We start from the raw sequence: 18,932 nt of genomic DNA, 5'->3' as shown, positions 1-18,932 counted from the left end.
GTTTTTGTATTTTTTTGGGGGGCAGCCCATAGGGTCGTGTAATCACCACTGCTGTCACCCCCACCCCAATGTCATCCCCGCGAAAGCGGGGACCCCCGTTTAAAAACAGGTCCATGAGCGCTATCGCCTCCTCCCCCTACCCAGGGGGAGGATAGCAAAGCTGGGCCCTAAGGCCCTGGCGCCGCTGAGGTGAGGGTCACCTTCTCCCTCTCCCCCAAAACCCCAAGAGAATCACTTCCGAAACCAGCCACCCTCGATATGCGTGCGGTCTCCATGCCGTGTCAGTCTGGTGCGCAAATTATCGAGTTCCGCCGCACTCCAGTCCTCGGACCCTGTCACCGCAATCCAGCCATCGAGATAGTCCTGCGGGGCGTAGACATGCCCGAATCCGGTTGGCGTCGTCTGCGCCAGGGCCATGTCGAGCGCCAGCTGCAGGAAGGTGACCACGGGATACCAGTTGAGCAGCGGCGACACCGAAGGCGCGCGCTCTCCCGAGAGCCATGCCGGCTCCCGATAAAGCAGGCTTGGCTCGAAGAACACGATCGGGTCGGTGGGATATTGCAGATAGACGATGCGCAGCGGCCCCCAATTATTGGCATCGGCAAGGTCGGCGCCGCGATTGGCAAAGCGCACGGCCGAACCATCGCCGATTACCGGCCGCCAGATCGGGGAGTCGGCATCGCGATTGGCCGTGGTCGACCGCCAGGTCGCGCTCGCAAAGGGTGGCCCCACCCAGAGCGCGCCATCGAAGGGGTCATCGAGAATATCGTAGAGTGTGCTTGAGGCTGCCGAGCTGTAGGCGCCAAGGCTCAGGCCATGCAGATAGAGCCGGGGCCGCGCCGTCTCGGGCATGTCTCGCCAGCGGTCATAGACGCTTCTGAAGAGCGCCCGGGCGGTTTCGACGCCCACATCGGGCTCGGACACCAGCGACAGCCAGCTCGTGAGGTAGGAATATTGCACCGCGACGCTGGCGACGTCCCCGCCATGGAGAATCTCGAGCGTGTCGATGGCCGCCGGCTCCACCCAGCCCGTGCCCACCGGCATGATCAGCACCAGCACGGACCGCTCGAACGCGCCGATGCGGTCCATCTCGGCCAGCGCCATTTCTGCCCGTGCCTGCGGCGTGTCGGCTGAGCGCAGGCCCACATAGACGCGCAGGGGGTCCTGGGCCGGCTTGCCGGTCAGGGCGGCGATATCGGCCGCGTTGGGGCCGCTTTGCACATAGACGCGCGCATCCATGCCGATCGTGTCCCAATCGATCACCGAACCGGCGCTGCCCGATTTGAGCGGGTCAATGGGCGGCGGGGTGGTGATACCGGAAAGCCTGTCGAAATCGCCATAGAATCGGTCCGCCGCATAAAGCACGCCGCGCACGATGACGCCGTCGCCGATCGCCGCCGTCAGGAGGCCAATGAGCATCATCGCGCCCACCAGCGCTACGCGGGGCGGGATCAGCCGGGCCAGCCAGCGGGAAACGAGGCGCACCCCATGCACGATCAGCGTCCCCAGCCCGATCAGCACCAGGGCGGGCGGCACGGCCAGCAGCGCCACCAGCACCGGCTGGGTTGCTTCGAGCGGGGCCTCCCCCATCAGCACGCGGATCGAATTCTGCCAGCCGGTCCAGAACCAGAGAAAAGAAACGACCAGCACGAGGCACAATGCCGCGCAGAGTCGCCCGACCCAGCGGGCGACTTTTCGATTGGGCCATCTCAGTTCGAGAAAATTCCACAGCCATTCGAGGAACACCCCGATGCCATAGCCCGCCGCAAAGGCGCAGCCGCACAATACGCCCTGGACGATATAGGCGCGGGGGATCAGCGAAGGGGTGAGCGAGAGAGCGGCAAAGAGGAGGCCGAACAGCCAGCCGCCAGTCGAGACCGCATCGAGTCGCCGTCCGGCGAATCGGCGCAGCCTGCGCAAGCGGGTCGGCGGCGGTGCGGCCGCACGCACATCTGTCTCGGTCATGGACGACAAGGAGCGCGTCCCCAAATGTTCGGATGCCCACTATAGGGACCGTACCGGAGGAGACAACGGGCAAGCAGCAGAGGCATGACGCATTCGCACCTTGCAGCGCTCAATGCTAACATTCTGCTAACCGATAAGGGGGAAATGGTGGAGCCTAGCGGGATCGAACCGCTGACCTCTTGCATGCCATGCAAGCGCTCTCCCAGCTGAGCTAAGGCCCCATTTTTTCGTGTCGCCGGGGTGGGATCCCGTTCGAACGAGGCGGAACCTAGATGATGATTCCGAACCATGCAAGTGCCTAAATGACACTTTTTGTTTCCGCCGGGGAAAAACTTCTCCGGCGGAAAAAATCAAATGAAATCAGCGGTCTTCGTCGTCGCCGACGTTGAAGCCAAGGCCGTCGTCCTCGTCTTCGTCTTCCTCGAGGAACACGTCTTCCTCGTCGTCGCCGAGCTCTTCGTCGACCACGACATCCTCGACATCGGGGATCTCTTCGCCGCCGGCTTCCTCGGCGTCGGCATCCTCGAGGCTGACCAGCTCGGGCGCTGCTGCGTCCTCGACCTCATCCTCCTCGACCTCATCCTCATCATCGATCTTGCGCGCCGCAACGGCCTTGCCGCTCGTCAGCTGATCGAAAAAGGACCGCGGATAGGACTTGCCGGTATAGGGCGAGACGATCGGGTCCATGTTGAGGTCGTAGAACTTTTTGCCGGTATCGGGGTCGGTACGCTTGGTACCGCGTTCGGAGTTGGCCATTCTCATGCCTCGTCGTAGGGGATTGCTCAGGGCTTCGACCGCCGCGGTCGCGCCATATAGTCGGCCAGTCCGGTTAGGTGCAAAGCCGGGTCCTGTCAAATCCAAAATGCGCGCAACATGCCGGTGGCCCGGGCCCGCCAAGCCGTGTTAAAGGCGGACCCGTTCGCTGGAAGCGGACCCTTTCGCTGGAATTTGTCCTGGGGGTGCCATGATTATCGCGGTCGACGGCCCAGCCGCCTCGGGCAAGGGCACCCTTGCTGCCGGTCTGGCGGCCCATTATGGCCTGCCCCACCTCGATACCGGCCTGCTCTATCGCGCTGTCGGTCTGGCTGTCCAAGGCCTTGAAGAGGGCCAGGATTTCGTGGCGCGCGCCATTGCCGCAGCCCGCACCCTCGACGCTGGGACCCTGGGGGACCGGGACGCCCTGACCACGGCGGAGGCCGGCGCCATGGCCTCGAAAGTGGCCGTCATCGCCGAAGTGCGCGAGGCGCTCTTTGCGTTTCAGCGGGACTTCGCCACCCGGCCCGGCGGGGCCGTTCTCGACGGACGCGACATCGGCACCAAGATCTGTCCCGATGCCGATGTGAAACTCTTCATTCAGGCCGACAGCAAGGCGCGCATGGAGCGCCGCGCCAGGCAGCTCGAAGGTCGCGGTCAAGTGGTTGACCGCTATGCCCTCTATCACCAGATAGAAGAGCGCGACGCCCGCGACATGCTCAATCCCCATGGCGGTTTCTACAAAGCGGCCGACGCACACTTGCTCGACACGACGCAACTGAGTATAGAGGCGTCACTCCGTGCTGCCATCGCGATCGTCGATCGGACCATGGCGCTCAAGGCAGGGGGGCAATAGCCCTCCTAATTTCCTCCTTGGGCCTCTGTCCGCGACTTCGCAAAGACCATGGCCCGGAACTTCAGACTACCAGATCGTCCTGATCGAGGAGACGGTGCTCCGTGCGCCGGCTTTGGCATTCGCCGAAGCGGACCCGTGCTCAGACAGGATTGCAACCCCCAACGACCGGCGCATGGAGAAGAAGTTTGGCACAGCAAACTGTGACGAAAGAAGATTTTGAATCGATGCTGCTCGACAGCTTTGTCGACAATGATGCCGCTGAAGGCACCGTTGTTCGTGGCAAGGTCGTCGCCATCGAAAAAGACCTCGCGATCATCGACGTTGGTCTGAAGACTGAAGGCCGCGTGCCGCTGAAGGAATTCGGCCAGGCCGGCCGTGACGGCACCATCACCGTGGGTTCGGAAGTCGAGGTCTATGTTGACCGCGTCGAGAACGCCATGGGCGAAGCCGTCCTGTCGCGCGAGAAGGCTCGCCGCGAAGAGAGCTGGGTCAAGCTCGAAGAGAAGTACAACGCCAATGAGCGCGTCGAAGGCGTCATCTTCAACCAGGTCAAGGGTGGTTTCACCGTCGATCTCGAAGGTGCCGTGGCCTTCCTGCCGCGTTCGCAGGTCGACATCCGTCCAATCCGCGACATTGCGCCGCTGATGAACGTTTCCCAGCCCTTCCAGATCCTCAAGATGGACAAGCGTCGCGGCAATATCGTCGTTTCGCGTCGTGCCATCCTCGAAGAGTCGCGCGCCGAGCAGCGTTCGGAAATCGTCCAGCAGCTCGAAGAAGGCCAGGTTGTTGACGGCGTCGTCAAGAACATCACCGATTACGGTGCGTTCGTTGACCTCGGCGGCATTGACGGCCTGCTGCACGTCACCGACATCGCATGGCGTCGCGTCAACCACCCGTCCGAAGTGCTCACGATCGGCGAGACCATCAAGGTCCAGATCGTTCGCATCAACCACGAGAGCCACCGTATCTCGCTGGGCATGAAGCAGCTTCAGGCCGATCCGTGGGAAGGCATCGAGGCCAAGTACCCGATCAACGCCAAGTTCACTGGCCGCGTGACCAACATCACCGACTACGGTGCATTCGTTGAGCTCGAGCCGGGCATCGAAGGCCTGATCCACGTCTCCGAGATGAGCTGGACCAAGAAGAACGTCCATCCGGGCAAGATCGTGTCGACCTCCCAGGAAGTCGACGTGGTCGTGCTCGAAGTCGATCCGGACAAGCGCCGCATCTCGCTCGGTCTCAAGCAGACCCTGCAGAACCCGTGGGAAGCCTTCGCCGAGAAGAACCCGGTTGGCGCCACCATCGAAGGCGAAGTCAAGAACAAGACCGAATTCGGCCTGTTCATCGGCCTCGAAGGCGATGTGGACGGCATGGTTCACCTCTCCGACCTCGACTGGCAGAAGTCCGGTGAAGTCGCACTCGACGACTACAACCGTGGCGATATCGTCAAGGCCAAGGTTCTCGACGTCGACGTCGAAAAGGAACGTATCTCGCTCGGTATCAAGCAGCTCGCTGCTGACGACCTGGCAGAAACCTCCGCTGCCAGCGGCGAAACCGGCGGTCTGCGCAAGAACGCCGTCGTGACCACCGAAGTCATCGAAGTCAACGATGGGGGCATTGAAGTCCGTATCGCCGACAGTGAAGTGACTGCGTTCATCCGTCGCGCCGATCTCTCCCGCGACCGCAACGACCAGCGTCCCGAGCGTTTCAGCAAGGGCGAAAAGGTCGACGCACGCGTCACCCAGTACGATCGCAAGACCGGCCGCATCCAGCTCTCGATCAAGGCGCTCGAAATCGCCGAAGAGCGTGAAGCCGTGGCCAATTTCGGTTCGTCCGATTCGGGCGCATCGCTCGGCGACATCCTGGGCGCTGCCCTCAAGGGTCGCGACGAGAAGTAAGCTTCTCTGAGAACTGACTATTCGGCCCGCGCCTCACGGTGCGGGCCGTTTTTGTTGAAAGGAACATTCATGCTGCACAGGGACATCGCCTGGCGCGCCATGACCGGCTACGACATCGATGCGGTGTTCGACATCGCAAACCGCGTCCACCCCGATTTCTTCGAAGCCCGCGCGATACTGGCGGAGCGCCAGGAACTTTACCGCAATGGCTGCTATCTCCTGGAAGTCTCGGAAAAACCGGCCGGCTATGTGCTGAGCCATCCCTGGCGCCTGGGCAGCCTGCCGGAGCTCAATGCTCCCCTCGGCGCCCTGCCCGAAGGCGCCGACAGCTATTATATCCATGACCTGGCGCTGCTGCCGCTGACGCGCGGATTGGGTGCGGCCGGCCAGATTGTCGCCGCCCTGACCAAGCATGCAAAGGTCATGGGGCTCGCCAGCATGAGCCTGGTTGCGGTCAACGGATCCCTCGGCTTCTGGGAGCGTCAGGGGTTTTCTGTCAGCGACCAACCCGGGCTCGCCGAAAAGCTTGCGACCTATGAAGGAGCCGCCCGCTACATGATCAAGGACCTCGATCAAACCAGCGCGTGACCTCTTGCGGCAAAGAGCCAGGGCGCTTAGGTCGAAAGCTCAGCGACCCGGAGACTGCGCGTGACCGATCCTGCTCCTCAAATCCATTCCTCCGCTCACGAGGCCCTGGCCGCGGACCGCTTCCGCCGTTCCCGCGGGCGCTGGCGCCTGATTGCCTTTCTGGCTGCCGCCATCGCCATCCTCGCGATCGCCGGGCGCTTCCTGCTGCCTGGCGAAGCGAGCGGCGAACGAATTGCCCGGGTGACCATCAGCGGCACGATCGGCACGGACGCTCAGCGCGTGAAACTGCTCGAGGAACTCGGTGATGACGACAAGGTGAAAGCCGTCATCGTCGCCATCAACTCGCCCGGAGGGACCACTGCGGGCGGTGAGGAACTCTATGAGGATTTGCGCCGTCTGTCCGAAGTCAAGCCGACAGTGGCGGTGATCCGGGAACTCGGCGCTTCTGCGGCCTATATGACCGCGCTGGGCACCGATCACATCTTTGCGCGGCGCCTGTCCATCGTTGGCTCGATTGGGGTGCTCTACCAGCACATCAATGCCGGCAAGCTGCTCGACACCATCGGCATCGATCTCGACAAGGTCGCCTCCGGTCCGCTCAAGGCCGAACCCGATTTCAATGAGCCGATGAGCCCCGAAGTGCGGTCCTCGATCGGGGCGCTGGTTGGCGACAGTTTCGACTGGTTCGTCGACATTGTCGCCGAGCGTCGGAATATGGAGCCGAGCCGCGCTCGAACGCTGGCCGATGGACGGATCGTGACCGGTCGTGTCGGCGTTGAAGTCGGGCTTATCGACGCCATTGGCGGCGAGCGGGAAGCCCTTCTCTGGCTCGAAAGCGAACATGGCATCGATAAGGATTTGAACATTGCGCAGGCCTGGCCCCTCCCTAGCGGAAACTACGGATGGCTGGCGGATTTCGTTTCCGGTTCGGCTCGCACTATACTTGGTCTCGAAGGGCGGGGACCCGTAGTGCTTGACGGTTTGGTTTCCCTTTGGCAGGTTGAGCCCATCCCCTGAGCGGGGCAGCGTGGGAACGGAGTTTTTCATGATCAAGTCGGAACTTGTCGAGAAGCTCGCTGCGGAAAACCCGCATCTTTTCCAGCGTGATATCGAGAACATCGTCAATGCGATACTGGACGAGATCGGCGATGCCATGGCACGCGGCGATCGCGTCGAGCTGCGCGGGTTTGGAGCCTTCTCGGTGAAGAACCGGCCCGCTCGCGTCGGACGCAATCCGCGCACGGGCGAGCAGGTCGATGTGGGCGAGAAATACGTGCCGCAATTCAAGGCCGGCAAGGAGATTCGCGAGCGTCTGAACCGCTCCTGAGGAGCGTCGGACGGCGAATTCTAGGAAACTATATGCTCAACAAGATCGTCGGCTGGTTGGTTCTGGTGCCGCTCTGTCTGGGTCTGGTCGCCTTTGCCCTTGCCAATCGCCAGCTCGTGCCGGTCTATTTCAATCCTTTTGCGACGCCACTGCCGCTTGAGCCCGGCTCTGCGGGTATTCCGCTTTTCATAATTCTCTATGTCGTGCTTCTGATCGGCGTGATGCTCGGTGGGGTGGCTACCTGGTTTGCCCAGGGCCATCACCGGCGCCGCGAAAAGCACTGGCGGCGCGAAGCACAGCATCTGAACCAGGAACTGGAAGCCCAGCGGCGGCGCCAGGGTCTTGCCGGCGCCAGCTCGGTCTCGGAGGTCGATGACCTCCTGGAAATGCGGTAATGTCCGCAGCCCATAAAATTCCTTTCCCTCTCTGACCCCTCGAGTCCGACCTTAAAAATGGCCGATCCCCTGATCGTCAAAATCTGCGGCATCAAGACACTCGACCTGCTGGATGCCACGATCGATGCAGGAGCCGACATGGTCGGCTTCGTGCATTTCGTGCGTTCCCCGCGCCACGTCTCCATCGAAGAGCTCGCCGACCTGATTTCGGCAGCGCGTGGCCGCGTGCAGACCTGTGTGCTTCTGGTCAATCCAGACAATAGCGGCGTGGCCGAAGTGGCCGCGCTGGGGCCTGACTGGATCCAGCTGCACGGGCCGGAATCGCCCCACCGCGTTGAAACCATTCGAGCTGAAACCGGCGTCGAGATCATGAAGGCGTTGCCGATCGGCTCGGCCGACGACGTTGCCCAGGTGGCCAACTTCGTCGACGTTGCCGACCGCATCCTGCTCGACGCCAAGCCACCCAAGGGCGCCGACCGTCCCGGCGGACTGGGCGACACGTTTGACTGGAAGCTGCTCGAAGCGCTTGACCCCTCCGTACCCTTCATGCTTTCGGGAGGCCTGACGCCAGAGAATGTCGCCGAGGCCATCCGCACCGTGCGGCCACCCTTCGGAGTGGATGTGTCCTCGGGCGTCGAGAAGGCACCCGGCGTCAAGGACAAGAGGCTGATCGAGGCGTTCATCCGAAACGCGCGCGCGGCAGTATAAGGATCGGGCGGCGCCCCTCTTTTGGAAGAGGGGTCGACATCGCTGAAACATTGGCTTTTCCGTCCGTCGGCCTGACGACGCTGGAGAGGCCGAGCAAGTTAGGACTTCCGCCAATGGATGGTATCAATTCCCTGCGCAACGGCCCGGACGAACATGGTCGTTTCGGCATCTATGGCGGGCGGTTCGTCGCGGAAACGCTGATGCCGCTGATCCTCGATCTCGAACGGCATTATCGCGAGGCCAAAGCCGACCCCGCCTATCTAGACGAGCTCAAGGACCTGGCAATTCACTATACCGGCCGGCCGAGCCCGCTCTACTTTGCCCAGCGCATCACCGAGCACCTTGGTGGCGCAAAGGTCTATCTCAAGCGCGAAGAGCTCAACCACACCGGCAGCCACAAGATCAACAATTGCCTGGGGCAGATCCTGCTCGCCAAGCGTATGGGCAAGACCCGCGTGATCGCCGAAACAGGCGCCGGCCAGCATGGCGTGGCGACGGCCACGGTCTGCGCCAAGTTCGACCTGCCCTGCACGATCTTCATGGGCGCCACCGACGTGGAACGGCAAATGCCCAATGTACTGCGCATGAAGATGCTGGGCGCCGAAGTGCGTCCTGTCACCGCCGGTGCTGGCACGCTCAAGGACGCCATGAACGAGGCGCTGCGCGACTGGGTCACCAATGTGGACTCGACCTATTACCTCATCGGCACTGCCGCAGGCCCCCATCCCTATCCGGAGATGGTGCGCGACTTCCAGTCCGTCATCGGCACCGAGCTCAAGGAACAATTCCGTGAAATCGAAGGCAAGCTGCCCGACGCAGTGGTTGCCTGTGTTGGCGGTGGCTCTAACGCCATCGGCACCTTCCACGCCTTCCTCGACGATCCGGAAGTCGCCATTTATGGCGCCGAAGCAGGCGGCCATGGCATCCAGGTCGAGAACGGCCACGCCGCCTCGATGACCGGCGGACGCCCCGGCGTGCTACATGGCAATCGCACCTATCTGCTGCAGGACGCCGATGGCCAGATTCTCGAAGGCCATTCCATTTCGGCGGGCCTCGACTACCCCGGCGTCGGCCCGGAACATTCCTATCTGCACGATACCAAGCGCGTCACCTATGCGCCTGTTACCGACAATGAGGCGCTGGAAGCGTTCCAGCTCTGCACCAAGCTCGAAGGCATCATCCCGGCGCTGGAAAGCGCCCATGGCCTGGCCCAGGTGATCAAGCTCGCCCCGACCATGGGCAAGGACAAGTCGATCGTGCTCTGCCTTTCCGGGCGCGGCGACAAGGACGTGGAAAGCGTCGGTAAATATCTGGGGCTGCTGAAGTAATGACCACTCGTATTGACACCAGATTTGCCGATCTCAAGGCCGCCAACCGCCCGGCGCTCGTGACCTTCATCATGGCCGGCGATCCGGATCTGGCGACGGGGCAGGCCATTCTCAACGCCCTGCCCCAGGCCGGCGCCGATATCATCGAGCTGGGCATGCCCTTTTCCGATCCGATGGCCGATGGCGTCGCCATCCAGCTCGGGGGGCAACGTGCCCTGGCCAGTGGCCAGACCCTGCGCGGCGTGCTCGGCATGGTCGAAGAGTTCCGCCGCAAGGACGAGACTACGCCGATCGTGCTGATGGGCTATTACAACCCCATCTATATCTTCGGCGTCGACGCGTTTCTGGCGGCCGCCAAGGAAGCCGGGGTCGACGGGCTGATCGTGGTCGATCTGCCGCCAGAGGAAGACGACGAACTCTGCCTTCCAGCGCTCAAGGCGGGGATCAATTTCATTCGCCTCACCACCCCGACGACCGACGACAAGCGTCTGCCGGCCGTGCTCGCCAACACATCGGGCTTTGTCTACTATGTGTCGATGACGGGCGTAACCGGCGCGGCGATCAAGTCGCGCGGCGCCGTCGGCGAAGCCGTGGCGCGCATCAAGGGCCACACCGATTTGCCGGTGGCGGTTGGTTTTGGCATCAAGACAGCCGAAGACGCTGCCGAAATCGGCCAGCATGCCGACGGCATCGTTATCGGCTCGGTCCTGGTCGATGCCGTGCGTAATTCGCTAATCGACGGCAAGGCCACCGACAGGACTGTGGAAGCGGTGCGCACTATCGTTGCCGACCTCGCCAGCGGCGTCAAACGCGCCCGCTCTTAACCAAACCAAACAGTCATGGCTTGTGGATTGGCCAGGCGGGCTTTGCCCTGGCCGCTCCGCCCTGATAAGAATTGCCACAATTGACGAGTAGGTGACCCCGAGCGTTTCGAAAAAAAACGCTGTCGAAATCACCACGAAAGGCCGCGCCATGAACTGGATCGACAATTTCGTCCGCCCCAAAATCCGCTCCTTCCTGTCCAACAAGCGGGATACGCCCGAAAATTTGTGGGTGAAGGACCCGGAATCGGGCGAGATGGTCTTTTATCGGGACCTCGAGGCCAATCAGTGGGTGGTGCCGAATTCCGGCTATCACATGAAGATCAAGCCGACGGATCGGCTGAAGACCTTCCTCGATGACGGCGCCTATGATTTGATCCCGGTTGCGTCCGTACCGGTCGATCCGCTCAAATTCCGCGACCAGAAGCGCTATACCGACCGGTTGAAGGAAAACCGCGCCAAGACCGGCTTTGAGGACAGCGTCATCGTGGCTGTCGGCAGACTCTATGAGCGCGACATCACAGTCGCGATCCAGGATTTCGACTTCATGGGTGGATCGCTCGGCATGGCAGCCGGGCAGGGGATCATCACCGGGCTGGAAACCGCCGTTGAGCGCAAGACGCCTTTCGTGCTCTTCGTGTCGTCCGGCGGCGCGCGCATGCAGGAAGGCGTACTCAGCCTGATGCAGATGCCGCGCACCACGGTTGCGGTGCTGCGCCTGCGCGAAGCTGGCCTGCCCTTCTTCGTGGTGTTGACCAATCCGACCACGGGCGGCGTTACCGCTTCCTATGCCATGCTCGGCGACGTGCATCTCGCCGAGCCGGGCGCTCTCATCGGCTTTGCCGGCCAGCGTGTGATCGAACAGACGATCCGCGAAAAGCTGCCAAAGGGCTTCCAGCGCTCCGAATATCTCTATGAGCACGGCATGGTCGACATGGTGGTGCACCGGCACAATCTGCGCTCCACCATCGGCTCGCTGGCGAGCATCCTGACCCGCGGCCCAGAACACCCCGAGCTGGCTGGGACGAACGAGCGTGCCCAGACCGCACAGGCGAGCATGCGCGAGGTAGCTGTGGCCGCAGAAGGCGACGACGATCTCGCTCCGCCAGCAGCCCACGCCGAATAATTTGACCACAGGCTAAGGGCGCCTGTCCCTGGCCATACTGGACAAGACCGGGCCGCCCCGGTCTTATCCGGCCATGGAAAAGCCTGACCGATTCCCTGATGTGATGCTGCTTGCCGCCGGCCTCGGCATGCGCATGCGGCCGCTGACCGAAACCCTGCCCAAGCCTCTCATTCCGGTGGCCGGCGTGCCGCTGATCGAGCGCGTCATGGCCACTGCGCGGGCCGAAGGCGCCAAGCGCTTTGCGGCCAATGCCCATTATCGCGCCGATCAGGTCCTGGCTCATTTTGGCGGGCTCTTGAAGGTAAACCGGGAGGCGACGCTGCTGGGGACCGGTGGGGGCGTCAAGGCGGCGCTGCCCATGCTCGCCACCGACCCCTTTTTCGTCATGAACACCGATGCCTTCTGGTCGGCGGGGAGCGACAGGCCGCTGGGGCGGATGCGGGCGCGCTACGCCGGAGAAGACGACATCGTCCTCCTCTGCATCCAGCCCTCGCGCGCCACCGGCTTTGGCCGCAGCCATGATTTTTGCCTGGATCCCGCCGGAAGGGTGACCCGGGACTATGGAGCGCCTGTCATCTATGGCGGGGTGGCGCTGATGGGGAAAAAGCTGTTCCGTGATACCCCGGATGGCGCCTTTTCGATCACTGACATCTTCGACGCGGCAATGGAGCGCGAGACGCTTTACGGCATCGTGCTCGATGCCCCCTGGTATCATGTGGGGGATCCGCAGGCCCTGGCCGCAACCGCTGCGCTGCTGGCGCCATGAGCCTTTTTTCCATTCCGCCGCATACACCTTTCCTGCCGACCCTGGCGGCTGCGGTGATGGATGGGCGTCTCCTCGGCGACTGGCCGCGGACAGGGCCGTTCTGGCTCAGCGATGTCACCATCGTCCTGCCGACACAGCGCGCCAAACGCGTTCTGGCGCAGGCGTTTTTGGAACACCCTGATTTTAATGGCCTGTTGCCAGACATCCGCACCTTTGGCGGAGAGGTGGAAGACGAAGAGCCCTTCCTGCCGCCCTTCGAGGCGGAGGCCTTGCCGCGGCCTGCGTCAGTGCTGCACCGCCGGCTGGTGCTGTCGCGACTGGTCGCGGCATGGGCGCGAACCCCCGCAGGCAGCGAGGCCTTTTCGACGCCCCCGACCGCCGCCGAAATTTTTTCCATGGCCGATTCGCTCGGACTGGTCTTTGACGACCTCGCCATCGAGGAACGTGATGCCAGCGCGCTGAAAATCATAACCGAGCAACTTTCGCCGACACTGGGCGCCTATTGGCAGCAAACGCTGACCTTTCTCGATATTGCGCTGACGGTCTGGCCGCAAATTCTCGCGACCTTGGGAATGGCCGATCCAGCGTTTCTGCGCGGCGCGCGGCTCGACCGGCAGGCGGATGCCGCGCCGCTGGTTTATGGCGATCGGCCCGTGATCGCGGCAGGCTCGACCGGCTCGATCCCGGCGACTGCGCGCTTGCTCCGGGCCATTTCGCGGCTCCCCCGCGGCGCGCTTGTGCTCCCGGGGCTCGACACCGACATGAGCGCGGAAACCCATGCGGCGCTGCTTGATCCGCTCAAGAGCCCGCATGGCCATCCGCAGTATAATCTGGCGCGGCTGCTGCGGACGCTTGGGGCAGGGCCGGGGCAGGTGGAGGCGCTGGTCGAGGGGCCACATCCGCGCACCCACCTCGTCACCAAGGCACTGGCTCTGACGGAGGAAACGGCCGGCTGGTATGAAGCCCGGCTGGGCGGCGCGCAACTGCAGATGGCCCTCGACGGTATGGCTGTGATCGCCGCCCGTCATGAAGACGAAGAGGCGCGGGCCATTGCGCTGGCAGCGCGCTCTGCGCTGGCTGAGAAAAAGACTGTCGGGATCATCACCCCGGATCGCAATCTGGCGCGGCGGATTGCAGCGGAACTGGCGAGATTTGACATCTATGTCGACGACGCGGCCGGTGCGCCACTGTTCCATGCCCCGGTGGGGCGGTTGGCCCGACAGATTCTCAACCTTGCAGTGTCGCGCTGCGCGGCAGTCGACCTGATCGCCCTGTTGCGCAGCCGCTGGGCCATGTTTGGCTATTCGCGTTCCGAGCTTGGTGCGCTGACCGATGCCATCGAGCTTGGCCTGCTGCGGGGGCAGAGAATTGCACCCGGCCTTGGCGGGCTGCGTGCGGCGCTGGCGGCCCATGTTGTAGAGCCGCCGAAGCACGCGGCGCGACGTCTTTCGGCAGATGACGGGGGCGCTATTTCGGCGCTGCTCGACCGGGTGGAGGCGGCCATCGCGCCGCTTATTGCGCTGGTCGACGGCCAGAGCATGGATGCCGCCGACCTGGCGCAGGCGCTACGGCTGGCTCTGGTCGCCACGGCCGACGGCGCGTCATTGCGCGGGCGGGACGAATTCGAGGGCTGGGCCGACCAGATGATCGGGCACCGGGGGGAGGGGCACCCCTTCCCGCCGATTGCGCTTGATCGCGTGCTGTCGGCGTTGATGACCGGGTTCCAGGTGCGTAACCATGTCGAGCGGCGCAGTGACATTGCCATCTGGGGACAGCTGGAAGCGCGGCTGATGAGCCCGGACCTCGTCATTCTCGGCGCCGTCAATGAAGACAAATGGCCCGAACCGGCCGATCCGGGGCCGTGGCTCAGCCGCGGCATGCGGCTGGCAGCGGGGCTGGAGCCTCCCGAGCGGCTGCAGGGGCTTGCTGCTCACGACTTTGCCCAGGCCATCGGCAATCGTGATGTCATCGTCGCCTATGCCAGGCGGATCGGCGCGAGCCCGGCCAGCCCATCTCGATTTCTGCAACGGCTTGATGCCTTTATCGGCGCGGATGCTGCGGATGGATTGCAGGAAAAGGGCAGGCTCTGGCTCGAGCAGGCCCGGGCGCTCGACGCCGTGCCAGAGACGAAACCAGCCGCACGACCCCTGCCCAATCCACCGGTCCATCTGCGGCCACGACGGCTGTCGGTGACCGAGATCGAGACGCTGATGCGCTCGCCCTATGACCTCTATGCCCGCCATGTGCTGGGGTTGCGACGGCTCGATCCTCTGGGGGATGTGCCGGATGCGCGGGAGCGCGGCACGATCATCCATGATGCACTGGGGCGGTTTGTCATGGAGGGGCATGATCCCAACGCGCCGGAGGCGTTCGACACACTGATGACGATCGCTGCCGACTCTTTTTCGGGGCTCGAAGCAATTGGAGAACGCCGGGATATCTGGCTGCGACGCTTCGAGACGGCGGCGCGGCAATTCCTTGATTTTGAACGGCTTAGAGCCCCGCGCGTGCGAAAACGCCATGCCGAAATCCGGGGCGAGATGACACTGCCCATGGTCGAGCCCTTCCTCGTGACGGGGCAGGCTGACCGCGTCGACCAGATGATGGATGGCAGCGTCGAAATCCTTGATTTCAAAACCGGAACGCCGCCGACCAAGGGCATGATGAAGGCTTTTGAGGCGCCGCAACTGCTGGTCGAAGCAATGATGGCCAAGGCCGGGGCGATGAAGGACATCCCATCGGCGGACACGAGCGGGCTGATTTACGTCAAGATCGGGCTGGGGCCCGAGGCTTTCATACCCAGCGATTTTGCGCCGGCCGAGGGTATGGATCTGATGGAGGCCGCCGAGGAGATCGGACGGCGCATGCAGGGGCATATCGATTTTTTCCTGTTCAATCAGAGGCCTATGCCCGCGCGGCTGTTACCCTTGCTGAGCCAGCGCTTTGCCGGGGCCTATGATCATCTGTCGCGCTTGGCCGAATGGACTTCCGTCGATGGCGGGGAGGATAGCGAATGAGCGCGGAGCGGGGCGAGCTTTCCATTCCTTTTGACACCACGCGGGCCCAGGGCGAGGCGACCGATCCCAGTCGCTCGATCTGGGTGGAAGCCAATGCAGGATCAGGGAAAACCTTCGTTCTGACTCGACGGGTGCTGCGGCTCTTGCTGGCCGGGGTGTTTCCCGAATCGATCCTTTGCCTCACCTATACCAAGGCCGCGGCGGCGGAGATGCGGGGGCGTATTTCGGCCGAACTGGCGGCCTGGGCCGTCATGCCAAGGGACAAATTATACAAGGATTTGCAGGGGCTTACAGGCGCTCCGGTGACTGATGTCATAGTCGGTCGGGCGCGAACCCTGTTTGCGCGGGCGCTGGAAACGCCGGGCGGGCTGAGGATCTTGACCATCCATGCCTTCTGCGAAGCCGTTTTGCACCGGTTTCCGATCGAGGCCGGGGTGCCGTTCGACTTCTCGGTGATCGAAGAAGACCAGCAAAATCAAATGATTATGGCGGCCCGCGAGTCGGTTCTGGCCGACGGATTGCGGGGCGGGGAGAACCGGGCGGCGGTCGAGACCCTGTTTGGGCTGATGAGCGACTATGCCATTGGCGAAGCTATCAATTCCGGCCTCGCACTGGGCGCGCGGCTCGATGTCGTGCTCGCTGATCCCGAGGGCGCCAAGGCACGACTGCGGCGCGTAGTGGGCTACTGCGGGGCAACGGCGGAAAGTCTCGAAAGTGCGCTTGTTGCTAACACATCGTTAACATCAGGCGCCCTCAAACTGCTAATCGGTGACGGATCGGACAATCCGGATGCGGCAACGCTCCGGGGCCTCGTTTTGACCAAGGATGGAAGCCCGCGCGCGCGTCTCGTGACCAAGACGCAAGAGAAGGCGCTGCCGGGCATCGGCGAGATGATGGCCGCCGAGCAGGAACGCGTTCTCCAACTCGACCAGGAGATCATCGCGGCGCGGCTGATCGAGCGCAGCGAGGCGGTGCTGGACGTGCTGGTGGCCATCGCCCGGCGCTATGAGCGCGACAAGCGGCGCCACTCGCTGCTCGACTTTGACGATCTTGTTGAAAAACTCGGCGACCTCTTTGCCAATCCCGCCATCGGTCCCTGGGTGCAGTACAAGCTCGATGCCGGGATCGACCATATTCTGGTCGACGAGAGCCAAGACACCAATGAGCGGCAATGGCGGGTGGTTAAGGCCATTGCCGAAGAATTCTTTGCCGGCGCAGGCGCTGTCGAGCGGCCGCGCTCGGTGTTCGCCGTGGGCGACCAGAAGCAGTCGATTTATTCCTTCCAGGGGGCGCAACCGGCGCTGTTCGGGCTGACCGGGGGCGAATTTCATCGCAGGGCGCAGGCGGCGGAAAAGCAATTTGCGCGGCTGCCGCTGCATACCAGTTTTCGCACCCTCTCGGGGATATTGAATGCGGTGGACCTCGTCTGCGCGCGCTCCGATATCCAGGCGGCTCTGCTCTCTGAAGACAAGGTTGGGCACAATGCCGCCCGCACCCAGCCCGGCGGCACGGTGACGCTGTGGCCTCCATTGCGGACAAGCGAGGCCGAGGCGGGTGATGGCGAATGGCCGCGCGAGCCGGTGGAGGCCGAGCAGAGCGCGCCGCGCCAGGTGGCGATGCGCATTGCCGCCGAAATCCGCTTCTGGGTCGACAGCCACAGGCCGCTGGGGCATCGGGGCAGGGCGGTCACCCCGGACGACGTGCTGGTTCTCGTCCAGTCGCGAAACATATTGTTCCAGGAGATCATCCGGGCGCTGCGGCTGCAAAACCTGCCGACGCCCGGTGCGGACCGGCTGGGCGTGACCGGCCATATCGCCGTGCTGGACCTCTTGGCGCTGATCGATGTGCTGCTCAACCCGGCCGATGATCTGCAATTGGCGGCGCTGCTGCGCTCGCCGCTGTTCGATGTGAGCGAGGAGGATCTGTTCCAGCTCGCCAGCCCCCGCTCGGGCGGGCAAAGGCTGTGGTCGGCGCTCTTGGCCACCACTATTGCTTCGGCGCGGGAGGCCGCCGAGCGGCTGGCGCGGTGGCGCGCCGAGCTCGATTTCGAGCGGCCCTATGAATTTTTGGCCCGCGTTCTCTATGCCGAAGAGGGCCTCAAGCGCTTCCATGCGCGGTTGGGAACGGAAGTGGACGAGGTGCTGTCCGAATTCCTCGAGCTGGCCATTGCCCATGAGCAGACCGAGCAGCCATCGCTGCAGGGCTTTGCCGCCGAGATGCGGCGGCGCAGCGTGTCGATCAAGCGCGAGCTGGCCGAGGGCGGTAGCGGGGTGCGGGTGATGACCGTGCATGGCGCCAAGGGGCTGGAAGCCCCGGTCGTGATTCTCGCCGATGCCACGGCCAAGCCCAGCGGCAGCCAGACCAGCACGCCGGTTTATCTCGACGAGCGGCCAGAGGGTCCGATCTTCTTTCATGCCGGCAGCAAGGGCCAGCGGACGACGGAAATCCAGGGCATCAAGGACCGGATCGACGCCGTGCGGCTGGAGGAATATTGGCGCAAACTCTATGTCGGCATGACCCGCGCCGAGGACGAGCTCTATGTGACCGGGGCGCTGACGGTGACCGGCAAGACGGACGGCACCTGGTATGAGGCGATCGAAGGGGCGCTGCGCCCGCATGGGCAGAGCGTTGGAGATGTGACCGGGCAGGAAGCGGCGCTGGTCTATCCGGCCGAGCGCCCCGCCATCGCGCCGCTAAGCGTGCCGCTGCCCGGGATCAACGCTGCGTTCACGCCGCTGGTGCTGGCGCCGCTGCCCGAGTTTGTGCCGGTGCCGATTCTGTCTCCGTCGTCGGAGGGAGAGAATGCGCCGATCCTGCAGAGCGCCGCCGAAAAGGTGCGGGACGCCGAACTTGCCAGAAAAAGCGGGCTGGCGCTGCATGCGCTGCTGCAGCACATGAGCGGCATCGAACGAAGCGCCTGGGACAAGGTGATGCCGCGCGCCATGGAAGCGCTTCTACCCGAATATGGCGAGGCGCATGGAGCGGTCATGGACAGGGCGCGGAGCATTCTCGAGCGGATAGATCTTGCCCATATTTTCGGACCACAAAGCCGGGCCGAAGTGCCCTTTTTGGTCAATGCGGACCGGGACGGCGAAGCCGTGCAACTCTCCGGGCGCATCGACCGCCTGGTGGTTGACGACGAGGGGGTGTTGGTGATCGACTACAAATCCGACGCGCATGTGCCGGATCGGCCCGAGGCCATACCGGCCCGCTATCTGACCCAACTGGGGCTATATGCACTGGTTGCAGGTCAGCTTTTCCCCGGCAGGATCGTGCGCGCCGCGATTCTGTGGACCGAGTTGGAATCACTGATGAATTTACCCCAGGACCTGCTCGGCGCAGCGGGCAAGAATTTCACCCTGCGGTGAACACCCCTTGCGTTGC

Annotated in this window: 15 protein-coding genes and 1 tRNA gene; 13 read left to right on the top strand and 3 right to left on the bottom strand. The window is 63.4% G+C overall.

All coding sequences use genetic code 11. The annotated features are described in order from the left end of the window. Positions 1 to 231: 231 nt before the first annotated feature. From N0P34_RS00275 to N0P34_RS00265, 3 genes are all read right to left on the bottom strand, one after another. The gene (locus N0P34_RS00275) at positions 232 to 1,965 is read right to left on the bottom strand and encodes an alpha/beta-hydrolase family protein (protein WP_275605029.1); all 1,734 of its coding nucleotides are present in this window, start codon (positions 1,963 to 1,965) and stop codon (positions 232 to 234) included. Positions 1,966 to 2,110: 145 nt separating this feature from the next. Continuing rightward, positions 2,111 to 2,186, bottom strand: a tRNA-Ala gene (locus tag N0P34_RS00270). Between the two features lie 139 nt (positions 2,187 to 2,325). Beyond that, the gene (locus tag N0P34_RS00265) at positions 2,326 to 2,721 is read right to left on the bottom strand and encodes a TIGR02300 family protein (protein WP_275605028.1); all 396 of its coding nucleotides are present in this window, start codon (positions 2,719 to 2,721) and stop codon (positions 2,326 to 2,328) included. Positions 2,722 to 2,929: 208 nt separating this feature from the next. Between N0P34_RS00265 and N0P34_RS00260 the strand changes: the two genes are divergently transcribed. The 13 genes from N0P34_RS00260 (at position 2,930) to addA (ending at position 18,916) form a co-directional block, all read left to right on the top strand. Further along, positions 2,930 to 3,574 carry a (d)CMP kinase gene (locus N0P34_RS00260; RefSeq protein ID WP_275605027.1) on the top strand — a complete coding sequence of 215 codons (645 nt, stop codon included), beginning with the start codon at positions 2,930 to 2,932 and terminating at the stop codon, positions 3,572 to 3,574. Between the two features lie 185 nt (positions 3,575 to 3,759). Then, positions 3,760 to 5,472, top strand: a complete 1,713-nt coding sequence (gene rpsA / locus N0P34_RS00255) for a 30S ribosomal protein S1 (RefSeq protein WP_275605026.1) — start codon at positions 3,760 to 3,762, stop codon at positions 5,470 to 5,472. A gap of 69 nt (positions 5,473 to 5,541) precedes the next feature. After that, positions 5,542 to 6,060, top strand: coding sequence for a GNAT family N-acetyltransferase (locus N0P34_RS00250; protein ID WP_275605025.1), 519 nt, complete (start codon positions 5,542 to 5,544; stop codon positions 6,058 to 6,060). Positions 6,061 to 6,120: 60 nt separating this feature from the next. Beyond that, positions 6,121 to 7,077 (top strand): signal peptide peptidase SppA, encoded by a 957-nt coding sequence (sppA, locus tag N0P34_RS00245; protein WP_275605024.1) that lies wholly within the window; start codon positions 6,121 to 6,123, stop codon positions 7,075 to 7,077. A gap of 28 nt (positions 7,078 to 7,105) precedes the next feature. Beyond that, entirely contained in the window at positions 7,106 to 7,387 is a 282-nt protein-coding gene (locus N0P34_RS00240) for an integration host factor subunit beta (RefSeq protein ID WP_035099264.1), read from the top strand. A gap of 32 nt (positions 7,388 to 7,419) precedes the next feature. Continuing rightward, positions 7,420 to 7,782: a LapA family protein gene (locus tag N0P34_RS00235; protein ID WP_275605023.1), complete on the top strand. Its 363-nt coding sequence runs from the start codon at positions 7,420 to 7,422 to the stop codon at positions 7,780 to 7,782. 57 nt (positions 7,783 to 7,839) lie between these two features. Next, positions 7,840 to 8,490: a phosphoribosylanthranilate isomerase gene (locus tag N0P34_RS00230; protein WP_275605022.1), complete on the top strand. Its 651-nt coding sequence runs from the start codon at positions 7,840 to 7,842 to the stop codon at positions 8,488 to 8,490. Between the two features lie 113 nt (positions 8,491 to 8,603). Continuing rightward, entirely contained in the window at positions 8,604 to 9,818 is a 1,215-nt protein-coding gene (gene trpB, locus N0P34_RS00225; protein ID WP_275605021.1) for a tryptophan synthase subunit beta, read from the top strand. Next, the gene (gene trpA, locus N0P34_RS00220; protein ID WP_275605020.1) at positions 9,818 to 10,642 is read left to right on the top strand and encodes a tryptophan synthase subunit alpha; all 825 of its coding nucleotides are present in this window, start codon (positions 9,818 to 9,820) and stop codon (positions 10,640 to 10,642) included. The genes trpB and trpA overlap by 1 nt, the downstream gene beginning before the upstream one ends. A gap of 148 nt (positions 10,643 to 10,790) precedes the next feature. Then, positions 10,791 to 11,765, top strand: coding sequence for an acetyl-CoA carboxylase, carboxyltransferase subunit beta (accD, locus tag N0P34_RS00215; RefSeq protein WP_275605019.1), 975 nt, complete (start codon positions 10,791 to 10,793; stop codon positions 11,763 to 11,765). A 73-nt stretch (positions 11,766 to 11,838) separates the two neighbouring features. Further along, entirely contained in the window at positions 11,839 to 12,531 is a 693-nt protein-coding gene (locus N0P34_RS00210; protein WP_275605018.1) for a nucleotidyltransferase family protein, read from the top strand. Continuing rightward, positions 12,528 to 15,548 (top strand): double-strand break repair protein AddB, encoded by a 3,021-nt coding sequence (gene addB, locus N0P34_RS00205; RefSeq protein WP_275605017.1) that lies wholly within the window; start codon positions 12,528 to 12,530, stop codon positions 15,546 to 15,548. Before N0P34_RS00210 ends, addB begins: the two co-directional genes overlap by 4 nt. Then, complete coding sequence (addA, locus tag N0P34_RS00200; protein WP_275605016.1) at positions 15,545 to 18,916, top strand: double-strand break repair helicase AddA; 3,372 nt, start codon at positions 15,545 to 15,547, stop codon at positions 18,914 to 18,916. Before addB ends, addA begins: the two co-directional genes overlap by 4 nt. The last annotated feature ends 16 nt before the right edge of the window (positions 18,917 to 18,932 follow it).

This window comes from Devosia sp. FJ2-5-3 (assembly GCF_029201545.1).
Classification (GTDB): Bacteria; Pseudomonadota; Alphaproteobacteria; order Rhizobiales; family Devosiaceae; genus Devosia.
This window is presented reverse-complemented; position numbering and strand designations above follow the sequence as displayed.

Excerpts from the sequence above, each read along its gene's own strand:
- N0P34_RS00275 (WP_275605029.1), bottom strand. The coding sequence starts at position 1,965 with ATGACCGAGACAGATGTGCGTGCGGCCGCACCGCCGCCGACCCGCTTG.
- N0P34_RS00265 (WP_275605028.1), bottom strand. The coding sequence starts at position 2,721 with ATGGCCAACTCCGAACGCGGTACCAAGCGTACCGACCCCGATACCGGC.
- N0P34_RS00260 (WP_275605027.1), top strand. The coding sequence starts at position 2,930 with ATGATTATCGCGGTCGACGGCCCAGCCGCCTCGGGCAAGGGCACCCTT.
- N0P34_RS00250 (WP_275605025.1), top strand. The coding sequence starts at position 5,542 with ATGCTGCACAGGGACATCGCCTGGCGCGCCATGACCGGCTACGACATC.
- N0P34_RS00240 (WP_035099264.1), top strand. The coding sequence starts at position 7,106 with ATGATCAAGTCGGAACTTGTCGAGAAGCTCGCTGCGGAAAACCCGCAT.
- N0P34_RS00235 (WP_275605023.1), top strand. The coding sequence starts at position 7,420 with ATGCTCAACAAGATCGTCGGCTGGTTGGTTCTGGTGCCGCTCTGTCTG.
- N0P34_RS00230 (WP_275605022.1), top strand. The coding sequence starts at position 7,840 with ATGGCCGATCCCCTGATCGTCAAAATCTGCGGCATCAAGACACTCGAC.
- trpB (WP_275605021.1), top strand. The coding sequence starts at position 8,604 with ATGGATGGTATCAATTCCCTGCGCAACGGCCCGGACGAACATGGTCGT.
- trpA (WP_275605020.1), top strand. The coding sequence starts at position 9,818 with ATGACCACTCGTATTGACACCAGATTTGCCGATCTCAAGGCCGCCAAC.
- accD (WP_275605019.1), top strand. The coding sequence starts at position 10,791 with ATGAACTGGATCGACAATTTCGTCCGCCCCAAAATCCGCTCCTTCCTG.
- N0P34_RS00210 (WP_275605018.1), top strand. The coding sequence starts at position 11,839 with ATGGAAAAGCCTGACCGATTCCCTGATGTGATGCTGCTTGCCGCCGGC.
- addB (WP_275605017.1), top strand. The coding sequence starts at position 12,528 with ATGAGCCTTTTTTCCATTCCGCCGCATACACCTTTCCTGCCGACCCTG.
- addA (WP_275605016.1), top strand. The coding sequence starts at position 15,545 with ATGAGCGCGGAGCGGGGCGAGCTTTCCATTCCTTTTGACACCACGCGG.